This is a genomic window from Fructilactobacillus sp. X8R2C1 (assembly GCF_059900955.1).
The window spans coordinates 108,991-134,025 of the sequence record NZ_JBWXVI010000003.1; the positions used below are offsets into that span (position 1 = coordinate 108,991).

Below are 25,035 nucleotides of genomic sequence, written 5' to 3' on the forward strand. Positions count from 1 at the left end.
TCGCCTCGCCTCCACTACTTATTGTATTCAGTGACCTTGATTTGATTACCATCAACACTCATCTTAGTAATACTGCCATTTTCGGGACGTTTTGTCATATCATACTGTCCGTCAGAAAAACGTTCTACTAAACTAAGCAGGGTATTTCCGTGACTAATCAAGAGGACGTTGTCGCCGTCTTGAACCTTAGCATCGTGAGTAATCATATCTAGCCCCTTATCAAGTCGTTTCCAGTAATCAGCTGCATTTTCAGCCATATGGAAAGGATCAGCCTCTTTCATATAGTCCTTAGCCGTATTGATATCATATTTATTTACAATGTCTTTAAAAGTTGGTACTCCATGAGGTGCTCCGGCCTCGTACCACGCTTCATCCATGTTTAATCCTTCAAAATAACCATAAAATTGTTCACGAAAATTGGGAGATACGACAGGCTCATTAATATCTGAAACTAAATTATCGTTTAGAATAATCTTGGCGGTATCTTCAGCACGAGTAGTATCACTGCAGTAAGCTTGAACAAATTTGATGTTAGATAAACGTTTAGCGGTCTTTTTGGCACCAGTAATTCCCTTGTCGGTTAGTGGTGAATTACTCCAGCCTTGTAATTTGTTAAAAATATTGAAATAAGTTTGTCCGTGTCGGACAACGTATAGGGTAAATTTTGCCATTGTATCTCCTCCATTCACACTCTAAGTATATCACTTGTGGGCTTTAACTTTTCTCTAAGATTCTCCCTCAATCCTACCCAAATTTAATAAATCTGATAAGATAGGGGTTGGACTTAAAAAGGGGACTTTATACCTTGAAAACGATCAAGAAAATTCTGTCTAAATGCAATACTAGAATCGGTTTTTTCGTCTTACTAGTAGTGCTTTTTTGGGCTAAAACAATTTACGCATATTTCACTGACTTTAATTTGGGTGTCGACAGTATCTTTCAACTGTTTTTGCTCCTAATTAATCCAATCGCAACCACCGTTATTATGTTAGGTTTGGCGCTTTATCTAAAACCAGCTAAACTTTTTTATCCAGCAATCCTGTTTCTGGATTTTCTAAACACGGTTCTTTTATACTTAAACGTAATTTACTTTCGTGAATTCACCGACTTTATGACGGTGTCGACCATGACCGGTTATTCCAAGGTCAACCAGGGGCTAAGCGGAAGCTCATTAGCACTAACTTCGCCCCACGACGTTTTTTACTGGATCGACATCGTGATCGTCATCCTCTTACTTTTGTTTAAAGTGATTAAGATTGACAAACGGCCACTACAGGCCCGAGTTGGTTTTGCGGTTTTCTCACTTGGAGCCCTTATGTTAGTTGGTAACATTACTTTGGCCGACATGGATCGTCCCCAATTATTGACCAGAACCTTTGACCGCACTTACATCGTTAAATACCTGGGGTTGGATTCTTTTACCGTCTATGACGGAATTAAGTCTCAACAAACCACTAATATGCGGGCCAATGCCAATAAGTCTGACTTAACGGGTATTCTTAAATTCAAAAAAGAACACTACGCCGCTCCTAATAGGAAAATGTATGGGATTGCCAAGGGTAAAAATGTCATTATCATTCATCTGGAAAGCTTCCAACAGTTCGTGATTGATAAAAAGATCAATGGCCAGGAAGTCACTCCATTTTTAAATAAGTTGTATCACAGTAAATCAACTTATTCCTTTGATAACTTCTTCCATCAGGTCGGCCAAGGTAAGACGTCCGATGCAGAAAACATGCTTGAGACTAGTACTTATGGTCTCCCACAGGGATCCTTATTTGCTCAACTTGGCAGTGACAACACCTTCCAGGGTGCTCCTGCCATCCTTGGTCAAAAGGGATACACGTCCGCCGTCTTTCACGGAAACGTTGCTAGCTTCTGGAACCGAAACAACACTTACAAAAACCTAGGATATGACTACTTCTTTGACGCCAGTTACTACGATACCTCGGGTGATAAGTCAACCGGATACGGACTGAAGGATAAGCTCTTATTTAAAGATTCAACCAACTATCTTCAGCACCTCCAGCAACCGTTCTATGCTAAATATATCACTGTTACCAATCATTTCCCGTATCAACTAGACGCTGAGGATCAGAAGGATTCTGATTTCAAGGCCCCTGATACTAATGATGAAGCCGTTAACAACTACTTTGTAACGGCCCACTATCTCGACCAATCAGTTCAGGAACTCTATGAGTACCTTGACAAAGCCGGTTTACTAAAGAACTCCGTGATTGTCCTATACGGGGATCACTATGGCTTATCGAACTCTGAAAACACCAGCTTAGCACCGCTACTTGGAAAAGACCCCAACGACTGGAATGACTTTGATAACGCCCAATTGCAACGAGTTCCGTTCATGATTAACATGCAGGGCATTAAGAATGGTCACGTGGATCATACCTATGGTGGTGAAATTGATGTACTTCCAACCTTGATGCACCTTCTTGGAATCAGTTCCAAGAAGTACATCCAATTTGGAACCGATCTCTTCTCAAAGCATCATGATCAGGTCGTTGCTTTCAGAAATCGGGACTGGGTCTCCCCTGAGTACACCTCGGTTAATGGAACGGTTTACGATAACAAGACCCAAAAGGTAATCCATCCGGATAAAAAGTTGAAACAGAAGTTAGAAAAGACGCAGGATAAAGTCAATCTGGAACTCTCGTTATCCGATACGTTGAATGAACAAAACCTACTTCGTTTCTATCATCCTAAGGGATTTAAACCAGTTAATCCGCAGAAGTACAATTATGCTAACGGATTGGACCATGAAGAAAACATTGAAAAGAAGCTTGGAAAAGCCTCAACCAGTCTCTACTCAGAACGACATGATAAGAGTACGAACAGTTTATACCATACCGATGCTCCTGAGCTTTACCATAGTTCAACTAACTCTAATCGAATTCAGATTACCAACCCTGATTCAAACAAAGAATAACTATAAAGAATCCACATCAGTTGATGTGGGTTCTTTTGTTGGGGATCACACGCTTCTCAGCTGTGCTATAATACGGGTAACTCTAGGGATGGAAGGTTACAAATTATGACTAAGTATACAGTTACAAAAAGAGCCAAGCAGTATAAACAGCCCCGTGGTGGTTTCATTCCCGTCTCATCCCTTCACATTAAGCAGTTTACGCCAGACGAATTTCTACCGATTGCTAATGAAAACATCACGCCCAGCTTTATGGGACTGGTCGTCGACTATCTAACACGGTTTGAAGTCACCGGAGACGTCGTGGCAGCATTCAGTATTCCTGAAATTGGTGCCCATAACGTTGACCTACTAGCGGCCGAAAAGACTGGTCACCATTACGATGGTAATATGGACCGTTTTAAACAATTAACCAGTGAAATCAATTCCGGACTTGATGATGACAGCATTCAGTGCGCCATTCAACTCGTTAATTATGACATTGCCTATCGGATGGGACCAGGTTACTACGTTCCTCGTCCCAAGTACCAAGCTAATGAGGTTACCATTGAGCACATCAAACAAATGGTTAACCGGGGCGTTCAGTTCTTGAAGCAAGCATCAGAAGATGGTCCCATTACAATTGACTTTGATTTTCCCGGTGCGTACACCGACACCGTCGTAAACGGCGATGGTGACTACCTGACCAAGGATGGGCTGTGGGATTTCAAGGTATCAAAGGCTAAACCAACCAATAAATTCACCCTCCAGATCCTGATGTACTACATCATGGGGCTCCATTCAGCAAATAAGTCTTATTTTGAAATGGTTAAGCAGTTAGGCTTGTTTTATCCACGCCAAAATTGTCTGTATTGGATTAACGTAGCCGACATCAAAACCAAGACGCTAGAAACGGTGGCAGAGGATGTCATTGGATACTAAAATACCACTATCATTGAGGTAGTGGTATTTTTGTCATATTTTAGTTTGCGGTTGTCTGAATAATTCGGAGGTCTCCCTTTAACTGATACGTTTTGGCTTGAACTGGCAAGACATACGTACTTCCCTTTTCAAGCGAATACGATTTGCCATCGACAATTAGTGTCCCTGTTCCATCAATAACAACGTTCACTGAATAAGTCTGCATGTCTTTAATCTCGACTTGACCGTGAACCACAATTTGATAAACGTTAAAGTACTTTGATTTCAATAGACGTGTCCGGGCTGGATTATTTGAATCGACAACCAGTTGGGTTTGCTCGGGGTCTGGTAGAACGTTCGGAGTATTGGTTACTTTAATGGCATCTTCTACCTGGAGTGGTCGTTTCTTCCCCGTCTTTTGATCCACCCGGTCGAAATCATAAAACCGGAGCGTGTTGTCAGAATTTTGTTCCACCTCAAGAGCGACAATGCCTGCTCCCAAAGAATGAAGCGTCCCAGCTGGTACATAAACCATCTCACCTGGTTGAACGGTTTTCGTTTCTAAAATCTGGTCTAACTGGTGGTCTTTAATGGCCTGCCGAATTTCATCCTTACTTTTGGCGGAATGACCGTAATATACCTTTGAATCTGGTTTGGTGTCTAAAATGTACCAGCACTCAGTTTTTCCATTCTTTTCATTAAAGTACTTTTGCGCGTTCTCATCACTCGGATGAACCTGGATTGACAAGTTTTCCTTGGCATCCAAAATTTTAACCAATAGTGGAAAGGAAGCCTTGGCCGGATGCCCACCAAATAGTGCTGGATGTTTCTTCCAAACTTCTTTTAAAGTCTTTTCATCGTAGGGTCCGTTATAAACCACTGACAAGTCATCACCATAAGTCGAAGCAATCCACGCCTCTCCAACGTGATTACTATTTAACTGATAGTGATACCGCTTTAGTTCGGTTCCACCCCACATCTTATTCTGTAAAACGGGCTTTAAAAATAAGGGAAATACTTCATTTGTCATGAACATCATCCTCCAGTTAAAAAATTTCAACTAGTTTCATGATAGCATCATGTTAATGGTTTCACAACATTTATCCTTTCTTGAACCTACTTGCGATGAAGCGAAGTACTGTGAACGGGTCCCCTTCGGTCGGGATAAATTTCTTTCATTAAAACGTTAATGGCGGTGGGAGCCTCACCAAATCCAGTCGCAATCAAGTCTTGTTTGCCGGGATAAGTAATCTGATCCCCAATCGCAAAGACCCCCGGCACACTGGTCTCAAAAGATTGATCAACCTCAAGCAAGCGATGATCAAGGGCTGGTTGAATCTGCCATTCCTTTAACTGGCGATTATTCGAAATAAACCCGTAGTTCACCACGAGATCATCCACCATCATTTCCATCTCGTCATCTTCAGTCTTAACTTTTTTACTGGTAACCCTTAAACGATTATCAACCTCATCCAGTTGTTTAATCAAGTATGGGGTGACCACCTCAACTGATGATTCCTTGAGACGATCAACCATATACTCAAGACCACGAAATTCGTCCCGCCGGTGCAATAAAAATACCTTACTTGCAACCCGTTCAAGCATTAAAGCCATGTCAACGGCGGAATCGCCACCACCAGCGACCATGACGTCTCGCCCCTTGAACTGGTTTAAATCATTGATACTGTAAAAAAGACGTTTCCCAGTGAGCTCTTCGGCATTTTCAGCCCGTAGTTCACGTGGCTTAAAGGCACCGTTTCCGGTCGCAATGATGACGGCTTTACTCTTAGTAGTTCCCCTACTGGTTTCAATCTCAAAATAGTCATCTTTTTTAATCACATCGACTACCTTACTCTCGACCTTTTGGTCAACATCAACGGTGTCAAGTTGCTTTTGCAGTCGTGCAATCAGCTCGTCACCCGTGACGCCCGCAAAACCAGCAACGTCCAAAATGGTCTTTTCAGGATAAAGCGCTTTGACCTGGCCCCCAAGTTCAGGAAGGCTCTCAATGATCTGCGTTTTAGCATCCCGCAGGCCAGCGTAAAACCCCGCAAACATCCCAACGGGACCGCCGCCAATAATTGTTATATCGTACATATTTTCCATTTTTATCACTCTTTATCTAATTTTATCTTTAACCAAAGTTTACCATGCAAAGACAAAATAAAAAAACCAATTTCATATCTATCGCAATTTCCTACATATTAAAGTATTATAAAGTTGTACTGTAACTGAAGTTATATAGGAGGACTTTATATGAGTACCAAAAAAATGATTTTGGACCTTGATACTGGAATCGATGACTCAATGGCACTAACCTACGCGGTTGGCAATTCTGAGATTGATTTAATCGGGGTCATTGCTTCGTTTGGCAACATCGAAGCCAAACGGGCAGCCGTTAATACCCTTAAAATTTTAGATTTACTTGGTGCTTCAGACGTTCCAGTCTTTATTGGTGAAACTCATCCATTAAGCGAAGATTATGTCAGAATGCAAGTCAGCGCTGACATTCACGGTGAAAATGGGATTGGCGACGTTGACCTTCCCGAACCAAGCGGTGCGGTCCAAAGTAAAAACGGGGTCGACTTCATGATTGAATCCGCTAAAAAGTACGGCAATGATCTAACGATTGTGCCAACTGGTCCTCTTACTAACTTAGCCAAAGCAATCAAACAAGCTCCAAAAGTCATGGAGCAGGTTGGCAATGTGACTTTAATGGGCGGTGCTTTAACCGTTCCGGGTAATGTCACCCCCGTCGCCGAGGCCAACATCAACCAAGATGCCATTTCAGCCAACGAAGTCTTCACCAGTAACCTTCACATCAACATGGTCGGCCTTGACGTTACGTTACGAACCCTTTTGACCAAGCAAGAAACCCAAAAGTGGCGCGATTCTGGGACAACGGCTGGAAAGAAAATGGCTGACATCGTGGATTTCTACATCAACATCTATGCTGATATGTATCCTGAACTTGGCGGCTGTTCACTTCATGACCCACTCGCCGTTGGTGTAGCGGTCAACCCTAGTTTCGTAAAATTCATTGATATGAATATGATCGTTACCACCAAACCCGACGCATACTATGCTAGAACGATTGGTGACAAGAATCGATTAGATGATCCTAACACCAACGTTAAGGTGGCTGTAGCGGTTGACTCCAAACGCTACTTAAAAGAATTTATGAAAAATATGAATAATGCGTTTGAGACCATGTAAAAAACCAAATAAAAATGAGCTAAACATAATTGTTTAGCTCATTTTTATTTGGTTGTGTTTATATTTATTGATCAGCTTTAAAATACTGCTTTAAAAAAACTGCCACACCATCATCGTCATTCGATTTTGTCACATCCGTCGCAATTTTCTTGATTGGTTCCTGCGCATTCGCCATTGCAACTCCAACCTTGGCCTTCTTAATCATTCCGGCATCGTTTTCAGCATCACCAAATGCCATTAGATTAGAAAAATCATCACCATAGTGACTAAGCAATGCTCCTAATCCATAGGCTTTATCAACACTGGGTGCCAAGAATTCTAGGATTTGGGGTTGTGAACGAACAATGTGATACTGCTTTTTCACATCTTCGGGCATGTCACTAACAGCTTTATCAAGAACGTCTGGTTCGGCTGCGATAACCGCCTTAGAGTAGCTTTCGTCTGGCATCTCAGAAAACTTAGTTGGTACAAACTGCATGTCAGCATTCAACATTTGTTGATAAATCGATGGTTTTAAATCGGAGATTGGATAGACCTGGGTAAAATCAAGAATATCTAACGGGAGGCCGTTTCTTTGAGCGTATTCATAAAGTAATTTGAACGCATCTCGATTCATCCCACGCTTAAATAATTCATACTTATCGGCATTTCGAACCACGAGCCCACCATTAAAGGTGATGGTATAATCATCTGGCTCATCAAGGTCTAGTTGCTTAATGTACTTCCAAATGGCATTGATTGGTCGTCCAGTACAGAGCACCACTTTGATCCCCTGTCGGTGTAACTTTTTTAACTCGTCTTCGTTTACTTTACTGATCTTCTTATCACCTGTAAGCAGTGTGTTGTCAAGATCGAGTGCGATCATTTTAATCATATTAATTCCTCATCATTTAAATTATTCATAAAAAAACGCCCATACCGGGCGTTTTCATATCTTAAGAAGTTAACTTCGACTCTAATTGTCTCAATTCTGCTTCACGAACATCTCGCGGTAAGAACCGTCTAATTTCTTCTTCGTTGTAGCCAACTTCAAGACGTTTGTCATCAAAAATGATCGGACGCTTGATTAGGTCAGGGTACTTTACTAATAGGTCAACTAACTCTGTTAAAGATAAGTCATCTAAGTTCAAGTGCAGTTTCTTAAAAACATTTGATCTTGTTGAAATAATATCCTCACTGCCATTTTCGGTTAAACGAAGAATTTGTTTTACTTCGTCAGCGTTAAGTGGGTTTGAATTGATGTTTCGTTCCTTAAATGGAATATTATGGTCTTTCAACCAAGCACGGGCTTTACGACTTGATGCGCTGCTTGGTGCAACATATAAATTCAACATGTAATAACCTCCTCATGTCTAACATTTAACATGACTTGTTTAAATTAGTACGAATGTACTTATTAAACAACTAAATTGTATCATATATTATTACTTCGTCAACGTTATTTTAAACTTAAATAAAGCCTGATTTCTAGCTTTTATTTACACTTTCCTTAATAAATATTATAATTTGTACTATATAAGAGGGAGAGGCCAAACTATGAAACTCAAAATACTATGTACGAGCGATATTCACGGTTATTTAGCGCCAACAAATTACGTTAAACCAAATGAAAACATGCCCTTTGGTTTAGAAAAGGCAGCAACCACAATTAAGCACGAACAGGAAGGCTTCGACCACACCTTAATTTTAGATAATGGTGATTTTTTAGAGGGGTCTCCTCTTGCCTACTACACGGCCGAAGTTTTAAAACTTCCGAGTGCTAAGGCGATTAATAAAGCATACGATACGATTGACTATGACTTTGGATCACTCGGTAATCACGAATTTAACTACGGACAAAGCTACTTAAAAAATACCATCAAAAACACCAAGCGCCAGTTTATCTGCGCCAACATCCTAAACGAAAAAGATGAGCCAGCCTTTGGGTCGGCCTATGCCATTAAAGACTTTGGGGATCTAAAGGTGGGAGTATTAGGTCTTACCACTCAGGCCATTAACCAGTGGGAGAATAAGGCCAACGTTAAAGGGCTTAAGTTTAAATCTGGCTTAGAAACGGCCAAAAAATACGTCCCAATTCTTCGCCAAAAAACCGACGTGGTGGTTATTTTGTATCATGGGGGCTTTGAAAGAGACAAAGTAGGCAAACTTAGTGAAAAATTCACTGGTGAAAACGAAAGTTATCAAATTTTAAAAGAAGTTCCCGGAATTGACGCTTTAGTGACGGGTCACCAGCACCGAAAGCTCGCTAACCATCTCTTTGGCGTTCCGTACGTTCAACCCGGACATCGTGGTGATTACGTAGGCAAAATTACCCTTGATATTAATGATAACGATAAAACGGTGGTCAACAGTAACGCCAAACTAATCTCAACGGCTCAAAATAAGCCATTTCAACCGACCAAAAACGTCGTTGATCCAGTCGACCAAGATGTTGAAAAATGGCTCTCAAAACCACTCTCAAAGATTAAAGGTAATCTCAAATATAAAGATCCCTTCGAAGTTCGAACCCATGGATCGGCCTTTATCAATTTTATTCAAAGGGTCCAAATGGAAACAATGGGAGTTGATATTTCGGCAACCGCGCTCTTTACCGACGAAGCCCATGGATTCGAAAATCCAATCACCATGAGAAACATCATCACCAACTACGTCTATCCAAACACGTTAGCAGTCTTAAACATTACTGGAGCGGACTTAAAAGCTGCCCTTGAAAAAACGGCTGATTATTTTGCCTTAAAGGATAATAAAATCATTGTCAACCCCGTATATACTTATCCGAAACACCGGGACTATAACTATGACATGTACGCGGGCATTGATTACACTATTGACGTCTCCCGGCCGATTGGTTCCAGAATCGTTAACTTAACCTATCACGGTCGCCCAGTTCTGGACCATCAGCCCTTGAAGATCGTCTTAAACGCATACCGCGCCGTTGGTGGCGGGCACTACCCCATGTACGATGAAAGTAAAATTATTTCCTATAACACCATTACCATGAGTAATTTGATTGCGAAGTACCTTCAAGATCATCCCGTAGTCGACGCTAACAACCAGCAAAACTTCAAAGTCATTAAATAAAAAAGTTCCTCACCACGTAAATGCCAATGGTGAAGAACTTTTTTTATCCAGCTTTTTTCTTTTTATTGTTTTTCGGTTTACCGCCCACGTACTGAACGGCTTGCAACTGTCGAATTGTAGTAACCTTAATTTTACCAGGATAGGTCAATTCGTTTTCAATTTGGTCCTTTACTTCATTGGTTAACTCACTACTTTGCGTATCGTTAACCTTCTTTGGATCAACCATGATTCGAATCTCACGACCGGCCTGAATGGCGTAACTATCCTTAACGCCGGGATGTTCATTCGCAATTTTTTCCAAACTCTTTAATCGATTGATGTACTCCTCGACCGATTCGCTTCTGGCACCTGGTCGAGCTCCTGACATTCCGTCAGCCACTGCGACCAAAATAGCGTATGGGTTATCTGGTTCAACGTCCCCATGATGAGACGCAATCGAGTTTATGACAATTGGATCTTCACCATAAGCCTCAGCTAACTTCACTCCCAGTTCAACGTGTGTTCCAGAAACTTCTCTGTCAATCGCCTTCCCGATATCATGGAATAATCCAGTCCGTTTAGCCATCCGAACATCTAAACCAAGTTCAGCAGCCATCACAGCTGATAGTTCGGCAACTTCAATGGAATGCTCTAAGACGTTTTGACCATACGACGTTCGAAACTTTAAGCGTCCCACCGTCTTCATTAGGTCCGGATGAACCCAACCAAGGTGCAAGTGACTAACGGTCATCTCACCAGTCTTTCTTAATTCATCCAAAACTTCCTGTTGGGTTTGATTGATTTCATTTTCAATTACACCATTATTAACCTGCTTAATGGCCAACAGATCGTTAATGGAATTGCGCGCAATCTCTCTTCTAACCGGATCACTGGTACTAATGATTAACGTTTCCGGGTGTTCTGGATCAAAAATTAAATCAACCCCGGTAAGGGTCTCAATCAATCGTAATCGTTGGTCATCTTTGCCAGCAATCTTGGCGCGCATTCCAGCATCCGGAATAATCACTGAGCGCTCAATGTGGTCACGAGGAACGTCAACTGGCCCCTCTTGAACTGCCTCAATCATAAGATTACGGGCCTGTTTGGCAGCGTTAAACGCCATTAAGTCGTTATTTTCCTTAACGGTAGTATCAAAGTCACGTTTTAAATCAGCTTCAAGAGTGGCCAAAACGAGCTGTTTGGCTTGACCTTCAGTTAATTCACCCCGATCGTGGATGATTTGTTTTCTTTGCTTCTCAAGTTCTAAGACGTCATTACGAGCCTTCTTAAGGTTTTCAACTAGAAGGTGATTACTGTTCTTTTTAGTTGTTAGAGCGTCCTCTGATTTGTCCAAGCGGGCAACGGAAGTCTCCAAGCTTTTTTCTCTATGATCAATTCGCAGTTTGCGGCTCTCATTTTCTTGAACTTGGGCATCGAGTTCAATTTCTTCTTCTTTACGATAATTTTCAGCTGCTGTTTTACTTTTATCTTCAAGTTTTCTTTTAGTATCATTAATCTTAACTTGGTTATTATCTTTAATCTCACTAGCAGCGGTTCTGGCAGCTGTCAGTCCCTTGTAGACGTGGTTTTTTCGTACGTAGTAGCCACATGCTGCTCCAAGTAAGAGTGCAATAATAATTGCAATGGAAGTTATCAATTTGACACTTCCTTTCTTTTCAATTCATTTTAATCTATTTAAATAATAACATTTAAATCTTTATTTTAAAATAAGTCACTCGTGCTTTTTGATGATATCATGAAGTATAATGGTATTAAGGAGTGATTCTATGTTTCCTGAAAGACTCAGAGCTTTACGAACCGGTCAGAAAATCACATTGACTGACCTTGCAAACGGATTAAACACAATGTTTCCCACTGACAAAGAGCATGAGAATACCGCCTCACAGATCGGCAATTGGGAACGTGGAATCCGTAATCCTTCTTACATTGAAGTCAAAAAATTAGCTGAATTTTTTGGCGTGTCAATGGACTATTTGAGTGGCCGAGTTGACCATGAAGAATCCGATCTTTCCAAGTTATTTATCTCTGGAAAGCAACTCTTCTTCAACGGTGAAGCCATTAATAACAACGATCGGTACGAGATTTTTCAACTTATCAACGGCTACCTTCACGGTAAACAAAACAGAGACGATGACCACAAAAATCACCAAGAATCGCTTGACTTACACTACTAAGGACATCAAATGGATAAACGTAAACTCAGAAAAAAACTCAAAAAACGTCATCAGTTGAAACAGGCGACTCCACCTTACATTCATCAAATGGAACAGTATCGTGACGAGTATCGGGAGTATCCTGAGATTAAATACTTAATTAACAACGTCTTAGCAGCCAATCAATTACTTACGGCTGGTAGACTTCCGCAGGATTTGCCCAAGCTGATTCTTCCTGATGACATTCAGGACCAGATTTATCAAAAAATCAATTCCAAGTACGCCATGAATGATCGTAGCGGTGATTCCGAATGGAACCGGCTTTCAGGCGATCTTTCTAACCTTGACAAGCACTTGCGTGACTTTCGTGATTATCTCGAAAATCAATACGGGATGTGGGCCTACATCTCCTCATCGTTTACCTACCATCTTGCAAAATACTTAGATGGTAATGCTGCCCTTGAAGTAATGGCGGGTAACGGCTACATCTCAAAGGGACTCCGTGATAACCACGCAAACGTCATCGCAACTGACAGTTTAGATTGGCAAAACGAGAACGAAACTGGCAGACATCCCGTCACTAACGTGGAAAAGTTATCAGCTCTCGACGCATTTCACAAGTATCAGGACCAGATTGACTACGTAATTATGTCGTGGTCTCCAGATGGTATTCCAATCGATAATGAACTTCTTGAAGCAATCAGAAAGTCAAATCGTGATATCAAATTAATCGTCATTGGTGAGAGAAACGGGGCCACCGACTCCAAAGAGTTCTGGCAAAACGCACAACTTTACGATGACGAGGGCATTAAGAACCTGAATCAACACTATTCAAACTTCGATTTAATCCAAGATCACGTTTATTTAGCAAAATAAAAGAGCTTCCAACTTTTGTTGGAAGCTCTTTTTGGCATCTGAACAAGTCAGACGGACTAACTAGGTGTTCACATCACCTGCTAATCAAACCATCTGCAATCCGGCAGATAAACATGGTTCCCACAATCAGACTAAAAAGTCTGCTCGGCTCGTCGCATACCTTCATTGTATCATAATTAGTAATTAAAAGCTATTTAGAACTTGCGTCATCCTGTTCATTAGCCGCAATCTGATCTAATTTATCCTGAGTCCAGTCAACGAACTGCGCCAAATAAGTCCCATCGGGCTCCTTTTCAAAACTAGTTGAATCCGCCAACTCATCAATTCGCATTTTAGAACGGTTGACGTTGGGAGAAGCAATGATCATGTACACATTGACTGATTTTATCCCGTCTCCCACCGTTATTTTAGCAATGTTTTTAGCGTAGTCTAGCGGTAAATTAATGACCGAGGTCTGCAGTTTCAGCTGAATGTCATGATCAGAAACGGTGATTTCCGCGCTGGCAATCCTGTCTTCTTTCAGATTACTTGCGATAAAATCAGTCATCTTCTTCAAGTTTCCCTTTAAGTCAGATTGCAACTTTTTAAGGGACATTTCCGACACCTGTTTCTGAAAATCATCATTTCCAGCTGCTTCAACAAACTCTTTTTCATCAATTTTCATTTCATTCACCTAACTTTATTTTCTAAACTTCATATAATGAGCCACACGTTCTTTCGTCGTTGCCTTTCGGACCTGATAAGCAATCGTGAACCAGTAAATATTTACACCAATGGAACCAATTACCAGCACAATGACGGCAATTCGAAGTGGCCATGTTGTATGACTAATGGTGATCATCGCAATAATCGCTGCGATTAACCCAATCGTGTAAATAACCTGAACGGCTGCCAACAAATAATATCCTAAACGACTTTTAAACGCAACCAGAATCATCGGAATCAAATACATAATGGCTGCAATGGCTGACGTGCGAACTAGGCCACTGACACTCGACTTGACCGTTAATTTCATGATTGGCATCGTCATAACAATGTTTACAATCCAGAACAATATCAGTGAAATAAACGCCCACGTTAACGTCTGTTTTCTTTTCATTTTACTCATCCTTTTAGCTTCAGTATAACGAACTTCTCAATTTGATACCAACAATTTTTGTTTTAGCTAAATTCGTTACGTAAATTCTTAAAACATGGTATAGTTAGTGTATAAGAAAACAAATGAGGTGAGCTAAATGGCCAAGAATTACAAGAGGATTTTAGCACCGGTGGATGGTGCTGAAGATACAATGCCTGTTATGAGTCGTGCAATCACAATGGCTAAACAAAATGACAGTCACTTAGATATTTTAAATGTAATTGAAGTTAACCAATTCAACCGTAGTTACGGGGATGCAATTACCGCCGACGCTGTTTACCAGTTAACTGACAAGACAAAGAAGATTCTTGAAACTTTGAAACAACAAGCAATTGACGCTGGGGTAACCGACGTATCAATTCATATGCGTTTTGGTAATCCCAAGAAAGTCATTGCCAAGGAATTTCCAAGCGATCACCATGATGACCTGATCATCATCGGTGCTACTGGTCTTTCAGCCGTTGAACGTTTGATGGTTGGCTCGGTCACTAGCTACGTCACACGTGCTGCTACTCAAGACGTCTTAGTAGTCAAATAGTCACAAAATCTCTACCCACTTATTGAGTGGGTTTTTTATTTTGAGGAATTTTATGAAGAAATGGAAATATGAATTAACCGTCCCCAAATCATTTGATCAACAAACCGTTCGGGAGTATCTGCACGAATATCTTTTAATTCCCAAGCATTTGATTTTCTCACTAAGAAAAAATCATCGCGTGTTAATTAACGGTCAGTACCTGCCCATGAACTTTCTGGTTAAGCAAAATGATCGAGTCACACTCGAGTTTATTGCTACCGATTTTAAAGTCCCGTTCCCACACGTTCCATCAGATTCATCGAAACCACTAAACGTTGTCTACGAAAACTCTGACTTTTTAATTGTTAACAAGAATCGCGGTGACAAGACCCATGCCAATCAACCTCACGAAATGGGATCCACCATTAATTTTGCTGCCAACTACCTTCAACCCCAAAACGACGCTTACATGGTTCATCGCTTAGATCAACAAACCAGTGGTGCACTTATCATCGGCAAGAATCCAGCCGTGGTCCCCATCTTAGTCAAAATGATTGAAACTAAAGCAGTCAAGCGAACTTACTTGGCCTGGGTTCATGGTCATTTTAAAAATCAATTGGAAGTAATCAATCAGCCAATTGGTTTTGATCCTTACGACCAGCGCAAACGCAAAATTAACGGACCAAATTCTAAATCAGCGATCACAAATTACAAGGTCATAAAAACGGATCCAGACAAAACCCTCGTGGCCCTTCAACTTCAGACCGGTCGAACCCATCAAATCAGGGTGCACTTGGCTTCCACTGGTCATCCGATCATTGACGATCCCTTATACGACCCGAACGGTCATCATGATCATCCCATGCTGCTTCATTCTTGGCGGGTCCAAATGATGACACCGTTTTACCATCAACCACTTGAAGTTACTGTCCCACTACCGCCTGAATTCAATATGTAAACAAAAAGAGTGAACTCATATGAGTTCACTCTTTTCTAATTAATTAGTTACATTAATTATTTCTTAGCTGGTTTTTTAAGTGGTTCCCATTTCCAGTTTTCAACTTCTGGCAAGTCAGTACCGTACTCTCTAATGTAATGGTCGTGCTTGTCGAGCATGTTGTTCATTTCTTGGATAAATCCAGTACCTTTAAGGGCGTATTCTGGAATATCAGAAACAACTTCCTTAGACAAATTGAATCGGTCTAATTGGTTCAAGACACGCATGTCAAATGGTGTAGTAATGTCACCATTTTCACGGTATCCATGAACGTGAACGTTCTTATTGTGACGATCAAAGAAGATGGTTCTGATAATATCTTCGAAACCGTGGAATGCGAATACAACCGGTTTGTCCTTAGTAAAGAGTTGATCGAATTCCTTGTCACTAATACCACGAGGGTCTAGTTCTGGGTTACGTAACTTAAGCAAATCAACAACGTTGATGTATCTAATCTTCATTTCAGGGAAACGCTTGTGCAAGATTGAAATTGCAGCAAGGGTTTCAAGAGTTGATTCAACACCAGCAGATGCCATAACAACGTCAGGTTCTTCACCATTGTCAGTTGAAGCCCAGTCAATGTAGCCGAGACCGTTCTTAACAAGGTTTGAAGCTTCGTCAATGTTAAACCATTGTGGACGTGGGTGCTTTGAAGTAGTAATCAAGTTAATTCTTTCGTAACTATCAAATGCTTCGTTACCTACAGCCAATAATGTGTTTGCATCAGCTGGGAAGTATTCACGGATAAACTCAGGTTTCTTTTCAGACAAGTGGGTAATCATACCTGGATCTTGGTGAGTGTAACCATTGTGATCTTGTTGGAATACAGTTGATGAATCGATGAAGTTCAATGCAGGATACTTGTTTCTCCATTCGAGTTCAGAAGCTTTTCTCAACCACTTGAAGTATTGAGTAAGCATTGAATCTACAACTCGACCGAAGGCTTCGTAAGTTGCGAAGAATCCATGACGACCAGTAAGGGTGTATCCTTCAAGCCAACCTTCGTCTTGGTGTTCTGATAGTTGTGAATCAATCAAACGACCATAGTGAGCCATGTACTCATCATATGGTGGGTTGATATTTGGCAACCATTGACGACGAGTAACATCGAATAAGTGCCATAATCTGTTAGACCATGTTTCATCAGGGCCGAATCCACGGAAGTTATTAGGATTTCTCTTAGTAACGTCACGTAGCCATTCGGACCAAACAACCATGTCTTCGTTTTCAGTAGCACCTGGAGTCTTGATATCAAGAGCGTAATCACGGTAGTCAGGTAAGTCTAATGGCTTAGGATCGATACCACCGTTAGTGATTGGGTTCGTTGACATCCGTTTGTCACCCTTAGGAGCTAATTCTCTAAGGTATGGCTTTAAAGTACCATTTTCATCAAATGATTCTTCAGGTTTGTAACTCTTCATCCATTCTACGAATTCATCAGCAGTACCCATGTCATCTGCTGATAGTGGAATTGGAACTTGGTGAGCTCTAAATGATCCTTCAATTGGAAGACCTTCAGCGTTCTTCTTAGGGCCAGTCCAACCCTTAGGTGAACGGAAGATGATCATTGGCCATTTTGGTTCCGTAGCAGTTTCTGCAGTTTGGTTCTCACGAGCGTTCTTTTGAATGGCTTTAATTTCTTCAATTGAAGCATCCATAACTTTAGCAAGCTTTTCGTGAGTTTCCATTTGGTCGGTACCGTAAGGCATGTTGGTTTCAACGAAACGAGGCTTCCAGCCCATACCTTCAAAGTACTTAGTAATGTCTTCGTCAGTCATACGAGCTAAGACAGTTGGGTTAGCAATTTTGTATCCGTTTAAGTTAATGATTGGTAAAACAGCACCATCAGTAACAGGGTTGATGAACTTACTTGACATCCATGAACCAGCCAAAGGACCAGTTTCTGATTCACCGTCACCGATTTCAACGGCAGCAATAACGTCAGGATTATCAAAGATTGCACCAACACCATGTGAAAGTGAATAACCTAATTCTCCACCTTCATGAATTGAACCTGGAGTTTCAGGTGCAGCATGTGATGCAATTCCACCAGGGAATGAAAATTGCTTGAACAGGCGAGCCATTCCGGCTTCATCTTGAGAAATCTTAGGATAGATTTCTGAGTAGCTTCCATCCATGTAAGAATTTGAAACCATAACTTGGCCACCGTGACCTGAACCTTCAATATAGAACATATTAAGGTCATATTTGTTGATGACACGGTTCAAATGGGTGTAAACAAAGTTTTGTGAGGCAATTGTTCCCCAATGTCCAATTGGCTTAACCTTTACATCTTCAGAAGTCAAAGGCTTCTTAAGCAAAGGATTAGCACGTAAAAATAGCTGACCTACTGACAAGTAATTTGCAGTATTCCAGTATTGTTGCATTTTTTCAAAATATGATTTGGAATCATAATCTACTGCCATGCTATAACACTCCTTTTAAATAATCGGCAGCTCGTTTTCGAGCTGGATCTAATCTGTTTTTGAAAGCGCCAAACTTATTGGCTTACCTACAACAACTATGATAAAGACTTTTGGTGAAATGTCAACCATTTCGACAATTGATACGAACCAATTTTAAGCCCTTAAAAACCCTAATTTCAAGCAATTTTAAGCACTAAAAAAGTCTCCAATTTTTCAATTGGAGACTTAAAATATTTTATTCAATTCCACGGAGTGCTTTATTGATTAACGCACTGATCACCGATGGAGAAAATAGTCCCATAATCTGGGCAACTTGGGGAGCAGATGTGTCCCCGGTAAAAATGACGTTTAGTGGGAAGTAGAGTTGTTTACCCTTCATCCCCGTTTCTTTGCCAACCTCATTAACAATTGGACCATAATCAAGTCCCTTATTTTGACCGTTTTCACTGGCCTCATGAATCTTGTCTTCTAAAGCATTGAATAACTTTTCCAAATCATCGTGTGAAAAGTCGCTGAGTTTTGAGTAATCAATGTTTTGACCCAAAATATTGTAATAGAAATCCATGTATTCCATGATTTCAGTCAACTTAAACACACTGTGTTTGTAAATATCAATCACCTGTTCAGCGTAATCGTGCAGGTTGGGAATGTCATCTTCTTGAATTTTCTTGGCAATGTCAGTCTGCCCTTCGTCAACGAGTTCGACCACTCGATCGGCAAGTTCACTTGATGGCATGCTCTTTACGTATTGCGAGTTAATCCAGTCTAATTTGTGTTGGTCAAAGAAAGCTGGCGATTTTGACATTCGCTTTGGATCATACGCCTTAATCAGTTCGTCCTTTGAAAAGATTTCCTTTTCACCAACCGGTGACCACCCAAGAAAGGCAATGAAGTTAAAGATTGCTTCACGTAAGTATCCTTCACGCTTGTACTCACTGATGAACTGCAAAGTATCCTTGTCACGTTTACTTAACTTCTTACCAGTCTTCGGATTATAAATCAATGAGATGTGACCAAAGTTAGGGTGCTGCCATCCTAATGCATCATAAACGGCCATTTGCTTAGGGGTGTTAGCGATGTGATCGTCCCCCCTTAAAACATCAGTAATGTCCATTAAATGGTCATCGACCACCACAGCAAAGTTATAGGTTGGTAATCCATCACTCTTTTGAATGATAAAATCGCCACCTAAATTGTCAGAATTAAATTCAACCTTACCTCTCACAATGTCGTCCCATTCGTAGGTATGATCCTTTGGTAAATGTAAACGAATTGTGTAAGGTAATCCCTTATCTTCAGCGGCTTGAATATCAGCTTCAGAAGCACCATACCAACGTCCATCGTAATGTGGAGCCTCTTTATTTGCCCGTTGCTTTTCCCGCATCTCTTTTAGTTCGTCTTCAGTGGCAAAGTCCTTGTATGCCAGACCCTTGTCCATTAATTCACTGATGTATTTATCATACAAAGCTCTTCGCTCCGTTTGATGATAGGGAGCATACTTCGGATTAGGCTTATCAGGGCCTTCATCCCAGTCAATCCCTAACCAGCGTAAGTTGTCCATCTGGCTTTTTTCACCACTGTCAACGTTACGCTTTAAATCAGTATCTTCGATTCGAAGAACCATCGTTCCGCCGAAATGTTTTGCAAACAGATAATTAAATAAAGCAGACTGTGCATTTCCGATGTGTAAAAAACCAGTTGGGCTTGGTGCATATCTAACTCTAACGTTCTTTTTCGCCATCTTAATACTTCCTTTTTTGCCAGCATTGGCACTCTTTTAAATCTCTTCGTACATTCTTACATTACGTTAATTCCGAACCAATGTACGTGCTTACAACAATTCCATTATATCACTTTTAAACTAACTCAAAAAATTGAGTAAAAGTCGATTCTAGTTATTCAAATCAACAAACGTGTTGTAATTAAAGTACTTATAATGAATGCGCATGTTGGAAATTTCAAACGGGGTTCCATCGTCTAAAAAGAAAATCCCACCCATGACCACGACTGGTTCATCAGGCTTTAAGTTCAATAGTCTTTGATCATCAATCGTGGACGGTTGGGCTTCAATCGACATGTAGGATTTGGTTCCCGTCTTGTTTAGCTTTTCCTCTAAGTAGTTAAAAATCGAACCCTTAACCACTCGCTTACTCATTTTGGGTGCCACTTTAACGGGAATATAACCAGACTCGATAATAATAGGTGTCGAATCAACCGAGCGGAGCCGTTTAATTTCATACACTTCATCACCTTGATTTAGAAACAGATCTTCTAAAATCTCAGGGGTGGGGGCAACAACTTTAAATTCCAGTAAATCAATCTTTGGATCGTACCCCTCAACCTTCAGATTATTGGTAATTCCAAGGTTAGATCCCTCGTAACTAAAAATGGATTTATTCTTCAAATAAAGTGGATTAATAAAGGTCCCAGAGCCACGTTTCTTAAAAATAATTCCTTGTTCCGCTAGGATACCTAAAGCTTGCTTAACCGAGCTCCGACTGACGTGGTACTTTGAACTTAAAGTCCGTTCATCCGGTAAACGATTATTATTGAAATAGTTGGAATCAATCTTCTTTTTTAAATCATCCATTACCCGTTTATAAACTAGATCAGCCATTCAATACTCCTTATTAGACGTTTCTTACCCATTATTTTAACATATTAAAAATAATAAATTTTGGCTAAAAAAATAGAGCTCCGATCAAATCGAAGTTCTATTTTTCTAATTAATTATTCGTACTGATCGACTTCTTTTTTCGCGTTCTTATGTTCCTCCATGAACCGTTTATTACTCTTGTACAAGTCCCAAACAACCCAAGTCAAGAGGGCCAGAACTAAAACAATCAAGATGTAGGCAATCCAGTTCCCCATATCGGTTTGAGCTGGAGTTGGATTATCACCAAAGAAGCTGACAATCTGACTTGGCAAACCATACAGATTCAAGAAAGTCAAAGCAATCACAGATACCCAACCAGCAATTTTAACCCAGAGGGCATTAACGAACCGTTTTCCACGCATTTCAAACTTACTATCGGTAAAGATCAGAAGCGGCAACATGGAGAATGGTAAAGCAAACGCCAAGAAGACCTGTGAGTTGTTCATCAGAGTATTAAGCGCTTCATGCTCTTCAATGGCCGGTTTTCCACTACTCAAAAGTACACAAATAACAACTGGGATGATTGAAATGACACGGGTTACCAAACGACGAGCCCACAAAGGCATTCTCATATGGATGAAACCTTCCATAACAACCTGACCAGTCAAAGTACCAGTGATAGTGGAGTTTTGACCAGAAGCAAGCAAAGCCACGGCAAACAGGATTGAAAGGACTCCGGTTTTAGCAACACTTGCTAGTAATGGGTTGGTCATAAAATCAGGATTCTTTAAGGCAGCAAACAAACCAAAGAATGATGGGTCTTTAACGGCACCAGACTTGAAGACCGCAACCCCCATAATCAATAACAATGCGTTAACAAAGAACGCCATTGTTAATTGGATGTTGGAATCCCAAGCTGAAAATTTAACTGAGCGTGCCACTGAATCCTCGTCGTTATTATCAGTCTTACGGGTTTGCGAAATGGCAGAATGTAAGTATAGATTATGCGGCATAACGGTGGCTCCGATGATACCTAAGGCACCACTTAACGGAGTTTGACCACCTACAAATGGATGGGTTTGAACGGTTTTGATGTTTGGAACTAAGTTTAAGAAAACCTTTGACCACTGTGGGTTTGAAAGAGTTACTTCATAGGCAAATACCAAGAAGATGACACAAATCAAACAAACAACAATGGCTTCAATCTTTCTAAATCCAATACTTGTAAGTAGTAACAGTACCAAAACATCAAGAACCGTAATTAAAACGGCAATCAACAATGGAATATGGAATAGCAAGTACAACGCAATCGCTGCCCCGATAACTTCCGCGATATCGGTCGCCATAATTGCTAACTCAGTTGTTATCCAAAGGATAACCCCTAATGTCTTACTACTTCTTGCACGAATCGCCTGCGCTAAATCCATTTGTGTCACGATACCAAGTTTAGCCGCCATGTATTGAAGTAACATCGCGATCAAACTTGAAATCAAGATAATTGACATCAGCAAGTATCCAAAGTTCTGACCACCGGTAATTGAAGTTGACCAATTTCCGGGATCCATGTACCCCACCGCAACTAACGCTCCTGGTCCTGAATACATGAATAATGTTTTCCAAAATCCTAATCCTTCAGGGACATCAACGCTTCCGTTAATTTCTTGGAGGGATTTACCATTCGCATACTCAATTAGGGCATGCTTTTTCTTTGGTGCTTTTTTTTCATCTTTCTCACTCATTTTCCTTTGCATCTCCTTCCACGTTGATTCTACATAAATAAGAATTAAAAGTAAATGAAATTTTTACTTATATTTTATTAATATGATAAAATACCTCCGAGAGGTGAGCCATTTGTCAAAGAAAAAAAAGAATCAAGTCCACAAAACCTTAGTCGAACAAATCCTTGAAAAACACAATATTCCTTTTCAACAGATGATTTTTGCCACCCATCAAGAGGGAGACGTTCAACAAATCACCACTAACGAAGCTGACGTTGATCAACATTTAATCTACAAAACGTTAGCGCTGACTGGAAAAACAACTGGTCCCGTCATTGGAGTGGTTCCTTTAGATGAACGCTTAAGTTACAAAAAGTTAGCCAAAGCTTCTGGCAACAAAAAAGTGGGCATGGTTCCCCTAAAAGACTTAGTTAATACGACCGGATATGAGCACGGTGCAAATACCCCCATCGGAATTTATGAACAAAAGGGTTATCCCATCTACATCGATGAAGAAGCCCAAAAACAGGGTGACATCATTGTGTCATCCGGTCAGATTGGTCGTTCTGTTAAAGTAAATGCTGAAGACGTCAAACAATTAGTCAACGGAACCTTTACTGATATTACCGAATAAACTAAAAACGTCGATCGTTCGGATCGGCGTTTTTTTATCCATCCCACTCGTTTTTGAATTCAGCAACAAATTCACGCATGTACTGGGTTCTCTTCTTTCCAATTTGTTTAGCAGCATCGGTATTTAAATCGGAAGCAATCTTAAACAACTTTTCGTAAAAATGATTAATGGTGGTATCGTCAGTTGCGTTGCGATAATCTGCTTTAGTAGTTAAAGTCCGCGGCTTAATTGTCGGATCATAAATGGTCCGATGATGTGCCCCACCATACTGAAAGGCCCGCGCAATTCCAATCGCACCCAGAGCATCTAATCGATCAGCATCTTGAACGATTTGACCCTCTTTTGATAACGGTTGTTTGTGTTCAATGTTGTCACTAAAAGACATGTGGTTGATAATGTCCATCACCTGCAAAATCTCATCAGGACTAAAGCCAAATTTTGCTAACCGCTCTTTGACTTCCTCTCTTTTAGCGTCCGGATCATCCACCAATTTATCGTCAAAAACGTCGTGTAAGTAAGCAGCTGAAAGGGCAATCTCACCGTTAGCTGGTTCGGTCCCCATCAATTGTAAGACCATGTTTGCGACCCGTTGGATGTGGTCAAATCCGTGTCCACTCTTATCCTTACTCATGTTCTCTTTGGCGTACTCTTTTACCTTTGCAATTTTATCGTTCATGTCTCTCACTCCTACTAAAATAATTTCCCACATTATAAATATATAACTAAAAAAGAAGCCATCCAATAGCTTCTTTTACTTACATAATAAAATTAATAATTTCCATCAGGATCGGAACCACGATAACGAACAGCACGGTGCTGGTTACCACTAAATTAGTGGCATAGTCCACGTCCCCATGGGATTGACTAACTAAAATCGGCAAAACCGCTAGTTCGGGCGTTGCCGACTGAATTACCAACGTCCCAAACTCTGGAAAGGCCATGTTCACGCCAAAATGCATAAACGCTAAGAGGGTTCCAATCATGATTGCTGGCGCAATCACAAATCTTCCTACCAGTCCGGCAATGGTATCCTTATCAAAATGAATTGAAGATAAGCCGGCATCGGCTAAAATGATTCCAATGTAGATCAATGCCAACGGTGTCACTAATCCACCAATCATGTTGCAGGTCTTATCAATCCAAGCTGGCAATTTGACGTTCACGATCAAAATCCACGCCAAACCTAAGATAAATCCAACCAGTGGCGGCGGTAAAATCTGTTTGAGGGTAACCTTCTTTTTCTTTTTTCCCCTTTGTTTCGTTGGGTCATCTCCTGAAATGAAGAAGATTCCGATCGCCCAGGTTGAGACGGTGTTCATCACATAGTAGACCAAGAAATACGTCATCCCGGCGTTTCCAAACAACGCAATGTTTAAGGGTAATCCCATAAAAATCGTGTTGGCGTTGACCGACATGTTGATAAAGGCCCCTCTTCGACCCCTTCTGATCCTTAAAACAAAAACCAATGCGATTGCGATTACATAACCCAGGGTAAAACTAATCAACGTGTATAGTAGTCCGCCAACTAGTCCAACTAATTTTCCCCGATTCAAATTATCCAAAACGGAAATAAAAATCGAAACTGGTAAGGCAATGTTCATAATTAAGAACGAAACATTTCCCTTAAAACCATCCGTCATTTTGTTGGAACGACGAAGAAAATACCCTAAAGCAATAATAATAACAATCTCAGCGACACTCTCTAGTGAGGCAATAAATGCGGTCACTGTTTAATCCCTCCAATTAATTAATAAATGAAATTGTGCATACTTCTACGTTACCACTTTCAAACCGGGACCGTGGCATGGCACACAAAAAAGAAGCCAGATTGAACGTCTGACT

At 40.7% G+C, this 25,035-nt stretch carries 23 protein-coding genes; 9 read left to right on the top strand and 14 right to left on the bottom strand.

What is annotated here, in order from left to right; genetic code table 11:
• Positions 1-14: 14 nt before the first annotated feature.
• Positions 15-671, bottom strand: coding sequence for a histidine phosphatase family protein (locus AC6UD6_RS04535; protein WP_500695822.1), 657 nt, complete (start codon positions 669-671; stop codon positions 15-17).
• A gap of 134 nt (positions 672-805) precedes the next feature.
• Between AC6UD6_RS04535 and AC6UD6_RS04540 the strand changes: the two genes are divergently transcribed.
• Together AC6UD6_RS04540 and AC6UD6_RS04545 are read left to right on the top strand one after the other, a co-directional pair.
• Complete coding sequence (locus AC6UD6_RS04540; protein ID WP_500695823.1) at positions 806-2,944, top strand: LTA synthase family protein; 2,139 nt, start codon at positions 806-808, stop codon at positions 2,942-2,944.
• Between the two features lie 105 nt (positions 2,945-3,049).
• A complete protein-coding gene (locus AC6UD6_RS04545; RefSeq protein ID WP_500695824.1) occupies positions 3,050-3,862 on the top strand; it encodes a hypothetical protein in 813 nt (270 codons plus the stop codon).
• Positions 3,863-3,902: 40 nt separating this feature from the next.
• Here the strand turns inward: AC6UD6_RS04545 and AC6UD6_RS04550 are convergent, their stop codons facing one another.
• On the bottom strand, positions 3,903-4,871 hold the full coding sequence (locus tag AC6UD6_RS04550) for a type I phosphomannose isomerase catalytic subunit (protein WP_500695825.1): 969 nt from the start codon (positions 4,869-4,871) through the stop codon (positions 3,903-3,905).
• A gap of 86 nt (positions 4,872-4,957) precedes the next feature.
• Entirely contained in the window at positions 4,958-5,947 is a 990-nt protein-coding gene (locus AC6UD6_RS04555) for an NAD(P)/FAD-dependent oxidoreductase (protein WP_500695826.1), read from the bottom strand.
• Positions 5,948-6,097: 150 nt separating this feature from the next.
• On the opposite strand from AC6UD6_RS04555, the gene AC6UD6_RS04560 reads away from it, so the two are divergent.
• On the top strand, positions 6,098-7,057 hold the full coding sequence (locus AC6UD6_RS04560; RefSeq protein ID WP_500695827.1) for a nucleoside hydrolase: 960 nt from the start codon (positions 6,098-6,100) through the stop codon (positions 7,055-7,057).
• A gap of 64 nt (positions 7,058-7,121) precedes the next feature.
• Here AC6UD6_RS04560 and AC6UD6_RS04565 read toward each other — a convergent pair whose 3' ends face one another.
• Both AC6UD6_RS04565 and spx read right to left on the bottom strand, forming a co-directional pair.
• A complete protein-coding gene (locus AC6UD6_RS04565; protein ID WP_500695828.1) occupies positions 7,122-7,931 on the bottom strand; it encodes a Cof-type HAD-IIB family hydrolase in 810 nt (269 codons plus the stop codon).
• A gap of 61 nt (positions 7,932-7,992) precedes the next feature.
• Positions 7,993-8,391: a transcriptional regulator Spx gene (gene spx, locus AC6UD6_RS04570; protein ID WP_010022968.1), complete on the bottom strand. Its 399-nt coding sequence runs from the start codon at positions 8,389-8,391 to the stop codon at positions 7,993-7,995.
• A gap of 202 nt (positions 8,392-8,593) precedes the next feature.
• Between spx and AC6UD6_RS04575 the strand changes: the two genes are divergently transcribed.
• A complete protein-coding gene (locus AC6UD6_RS04575) occupies positions 8,594-10,138 on the top strand; it encodes a bifunctional metallophosphatase/5'-nucleotidase (RefSeq protein WP_500695829.1) in 1,545 nt (514 codons plus the stop codon).
• A 43-nt stretch (positions 10,139-10,181) separates the two neighbouring features.
• On the opposite strand, the gene rny is transcribed toward AC6UD6_RS04575, so the two are convergent.
• The gene (rny, locus tag AC6UD6_RS04580; protein WP_500695830.1) at positions 10,182-11,774 is read right to left on the bottom strand and encodes a ribonuclease Y; all 1,593 of its coding nucleotides are present in this window, start codon (positions 11,772-11,774) and stop codon (positions 10,182-10,184) included.
• Positions 11,775-11,904: 130 nt separating this feature from the next.
• On the opposite strand from rny, the gene AC6UD6_RS04585 reads away from it, so the two are divergent.
• Together AC6UD6_RS04585 and AC6UD6_RS04590 are read left to right on the top strand one after the other, a co-directional pair.
• Positions 11,905-12,312 carry a helix-turn-helix domain-containing protein gene (locus AC6UD6_RS04585; protein ID WP_500694080.1) on the top strand — a complete coding sequence of 136 codons (408 nt, stop codon included), beginning with the start codon at positions 11,905-11,907 and terminating at the stop codon, positions 12,310-12,312.
• 9 nt (positions 12,313-12,321) lie between these two features.
• Positions 12,322-13,167 (top strand): SAM-dependent methyltransferase, encoded by an 846-nt coding sequence (locus AC6UD6_RS04590; protein ID WP_500694081.1) that lies wholly within the window; start codon positions 12,322-12,324, stop codon positions 13,165-13,167.
• A gap of 190 nt (positions 13,168-13,357) precedes the next feature.
• On the opposite strand, the gene AC6UD6_RS04595 is transcribed toward AC6UD6_RS04590, so the two are convergent.
• Both AC6UD6_RS04595 and AC6UD6_RS04600 read right to left on the bottom strand, forming a co-directional pair.
• Positions 13,358-13,831: a hypothetical protein gene (locus AC6UD6_RS04595; RefSeq protein WP_500694082.1), complete on the bottom strand. Its 474-nt coding sequence runs from the start codon at positions 13,829-13,831 to the stop codon at positions 13,358-13,360.
• A gap of 15 nt (positions 13,832-13,846) precedes the next feature.
• Entirely contained in the window at positions 13,847-14,266 is a 420-nt protein-coding gene (locus AC6UD6_RS04600) for a hypothetical protein (RefSeq protein ID WP_500695831.1), read from the bottom strand.
• Positions 14,267-14,402: 136 nt separating this feature from the next.
• Here AC6UD6_RS04600 and AC6UD6_RS04605 point away from each other — a divergent pair, with 136 nt between their 5' ends.
• Positions 14,403-14,843 carry a universal stress protein gene (locus tag AC6UD6_RS04605; protein ID WP_500694084.1) on the top strand — a complete coding sequence of 147 codons (441 nt, stop codon included), beginning with the start codon at positions 14,403-14,405 and terminating at the stop codon, positions 14,841-14,843.
• A gap of 52 nt (positions 14,844-14,895) precedes the next feature.
• Positions 14,896-15,780 (top strand): RluA family pseudouridine synthase, encoded by an 885-nt coding sequence (locus tag AC6UD6_RS04610; protein WP_500695832.1) that lies wholly within the window; start codon positions 14,896-14,898, stop codon positions 15,778-15,780.
• A gap of 56 nt (positions 15,781-15,836) precedes the next feature.
• On the opposite strand, the gene AC6UD6_RS04615 is transcribed toward AC6UD6_RS04610, so the two are convergent.
• The 4 genes from AC6UD6_RS04615 to AC6UD6_RS04630 all read right to left on the bottom strand — a co-directional run bounded on the left by AC6UD6_RS04615 (position 15,837) and on the right by AC6UD6_RS04630 (position 22,580).
• Positions 15,837-18,245 carry a phosphoketolase family protein gene (locus tag AC6UD6_RS04615; protein WP_500695833.1) on the bottom strand — a complete coding sequence of 803 codons (2,409 nt, stop codon included), beginning with the start codon at positions 18,243-18,245 and terminating at the stop codon, positions 15,837-15,839.
• Positions 18,246-18,480: 235 nt separating this feature from the next.
• The gene (gene gltX / locus AC6UD6_RS04620; protein WP_500694087.1) at positions 18,481-19,986 is read right to left on the bottom strand and encodes a glutamate--tRNA ligase; all 1,506 of its coding nucleotides are present in this window, start codon (positions 19,984-19,986) and stop codon (positions 18,481-18,483) included.
• Between the two features lie 150 nt (positions 19,987-20,136).
• Positions 20,137-20,862: a GntR family transcriptional regulator gene (locus AC6UD6_RS04625; protein ID WP_500694088.1), complete on the bottom strand. Its 726-nt coding sequence runs from the start codon at positions 20,860-20,862 to the stop codon at positions 20,137-20,139.
• Positions 20,863-20,975: 113 nt separating this feature from the next.
• Entirely contained in the window at positions 20,976-22,580 is a 1,605-nt protein-coding gene (locus AC6UD6_RS04630) for an Nramp family divalent metal transporter (protein WP_500694089.1), read from the bottom strand.
• Between the two features lie 112 nt (positions 22,581-22,692).
• Here AC6UD6_RS04630 and AC6UD6_RS04635 point away from each other — a divergent pair, with 112 nt between their 5' ends.
• A complete protein-coding gene (locus AC6UD6_RS04635) occupies positions 22,693-23,193 on the top strand; it encodes an aminoacyl-tRNA deacylase (RefSeq protein WP_500695834.1) in 501 nt (166 codons plus the stop codon).
• Between the two features lie 34 nt (positions 23,194-23,227).
• Here the strand turns inward: AC6UD6_RS04635 and AC6UD6_RS04640 are convergent, their stop codons facing one another.
• The gene (locus tag AC6UD6_RS04640) at positions 23,228-23,869 is read right to left on the bottom strand and encodes an HD domain-containing protein (RefSeq protein ID WP_500695835.1); all 642 of its coding nucleotides are present in this window, start codon (positions 23,867-23,869) and stop codon (positions 23,228-23,230) included.
• 79 nt (positions 23,870-23,948) lie between these two features.
• Complete coding sequence (locus tag AC6UD6_RS04645) at positions 23,949-24,920, bottom strand: AEC family transporter (protein ID WP_500694092.1); 972 nt, start codon at positions 24,918-24,920, stop codon at positions 23,949-23,951.
• Positions 24,921-25,035 lie beyond the last annotated feature (115 nt).

Coding starts and splice junctions, on each gene's coding strand:
- AC6UD6_RS04565 (WP_500695828.1), bottom strand. CDS start 7,931: ATGATTAAAATGATCGCACTCGATCTTGACAACACACTGCTTACAGGT.
- AC6UD6_RS04615 (WP_500695833.1), bottom strand. CDS start 18,245: ATGGCAGTAGATTATGATTCCAAATCATATTTTGAAAAAATGCAACAA.
- AC6UD6_RS04555 (WP_500695826.1), bottom strand. CDS start 5,947: ATGGAAAATATGTACGATATAACAATTATTGGCGGCGGTCCCGTTGGG.
- AC6UD6_RS04630 (WP_500694089.1), bottom strand. CDS start 22,580: ATGAGTGAGAAAGATGAAAAAAAAGCACCAAAGAAAAAGCATGCCCTA.
- AC6UD6_RS04595 (WP_500694082.1), bottom strand. CDS start 13,831: ATGAAAATTGATGAAAAAGAGTTTGTTGAAGCAGCTGGAAATGATGAT.
- spx (WP_010022968.1), bottom strand. CDS start 8,391: ATGTTGAATTTATATGTTGCACCAAGCAGCGCATCAAGTCGTAAAGCC.
- AC6UD6_RS04535 (WP_500695822.1), bottom strand. CDS start 671: ATGGCAAAATTTACCCTATACGTTGTCCGACACGGACAAACTTATTTC.
- AC6UD6_RS04545 (WP_500695824.1), top strand. CDS start 3,050: ATGACTAAGTATACAGTTACAAAAAGAGCCAAGCAGTATAAACAGCCC.
- AC6UD6_RS04590 (WP_500694081.1), top strand. CDS start 12,322: ATGGATAAACGTAAACTCAGAAAAAAACTCAAAAAACGTCATCAGTTG.
- AC6UD6_RS04560 (WP_500695827.1), top strand. CDS start 6,098: ATGAGTACCAAAAAAATGATTTTGGACCTTGATACTGGAATCGATGAC.
- gltX (WP_500694087.1), bottom strand. CDS start 19,986: ATGGCGAAAAAGAACGTTAGAGTTAGATATGCACCAAGCCCAACTGGT.
- AC6UD6_RS04600 (WP_500695831.1), bottom strand. CDS start 14,266: ATGAAAAGAAAACAGACGTTAACGTGGGCGTTTATTTCACTGATATTG.
- AC6UD6_RS04585 (WP_500694080.1), top strand. CDS start 11,905: ATGTTTCCTGAAAGACTCAGAGCTTTACGAACCGGTCAGAAAATCACA.
- AC6UD6_RS04550 (WP_500695825.1), bottom strand. CDS start 4,871: ATGACAAATGAAGTATTTCCCTTATTTTTAAAGCCCGTTTTACAGAAT.
- AC6UD6_RS04610 (WP_500695832.1), top strand. CDS start 14,896: ATGAAGAAATGGAAATATGAATTAACCGTCCCCAAATCATTTGATCAA.
- AC6UD6_RS04575 (WP_500695829.1), top strand. CDS start 8,594: ATGAAACTCAAAATACTATGTACGAGCGATATTCACGGTTATTTAGCG.
- AC6UD6_RS04605 (WP_500694084.1), top strand. CDS start 14,403: ATGGCCAAGAATTACAAGAGGATTTTAGCACCGGTGGATGGTGCTGAA.
- AC6UD6_RS04625 (WP_500694088.1), bottom strand. CDS start 20,862: ATGGCTGATCTAGTTTATAAACGGGTAATGGATGATTTAAAAAAGAAG.
- AC6UD6_RS04640 (WP_500695835.1), bottom strand. CDS start 23,869: ATGAACGATAAAATTGCAAAGGTAAAAGAGTACGCCAAAGAGAACATG.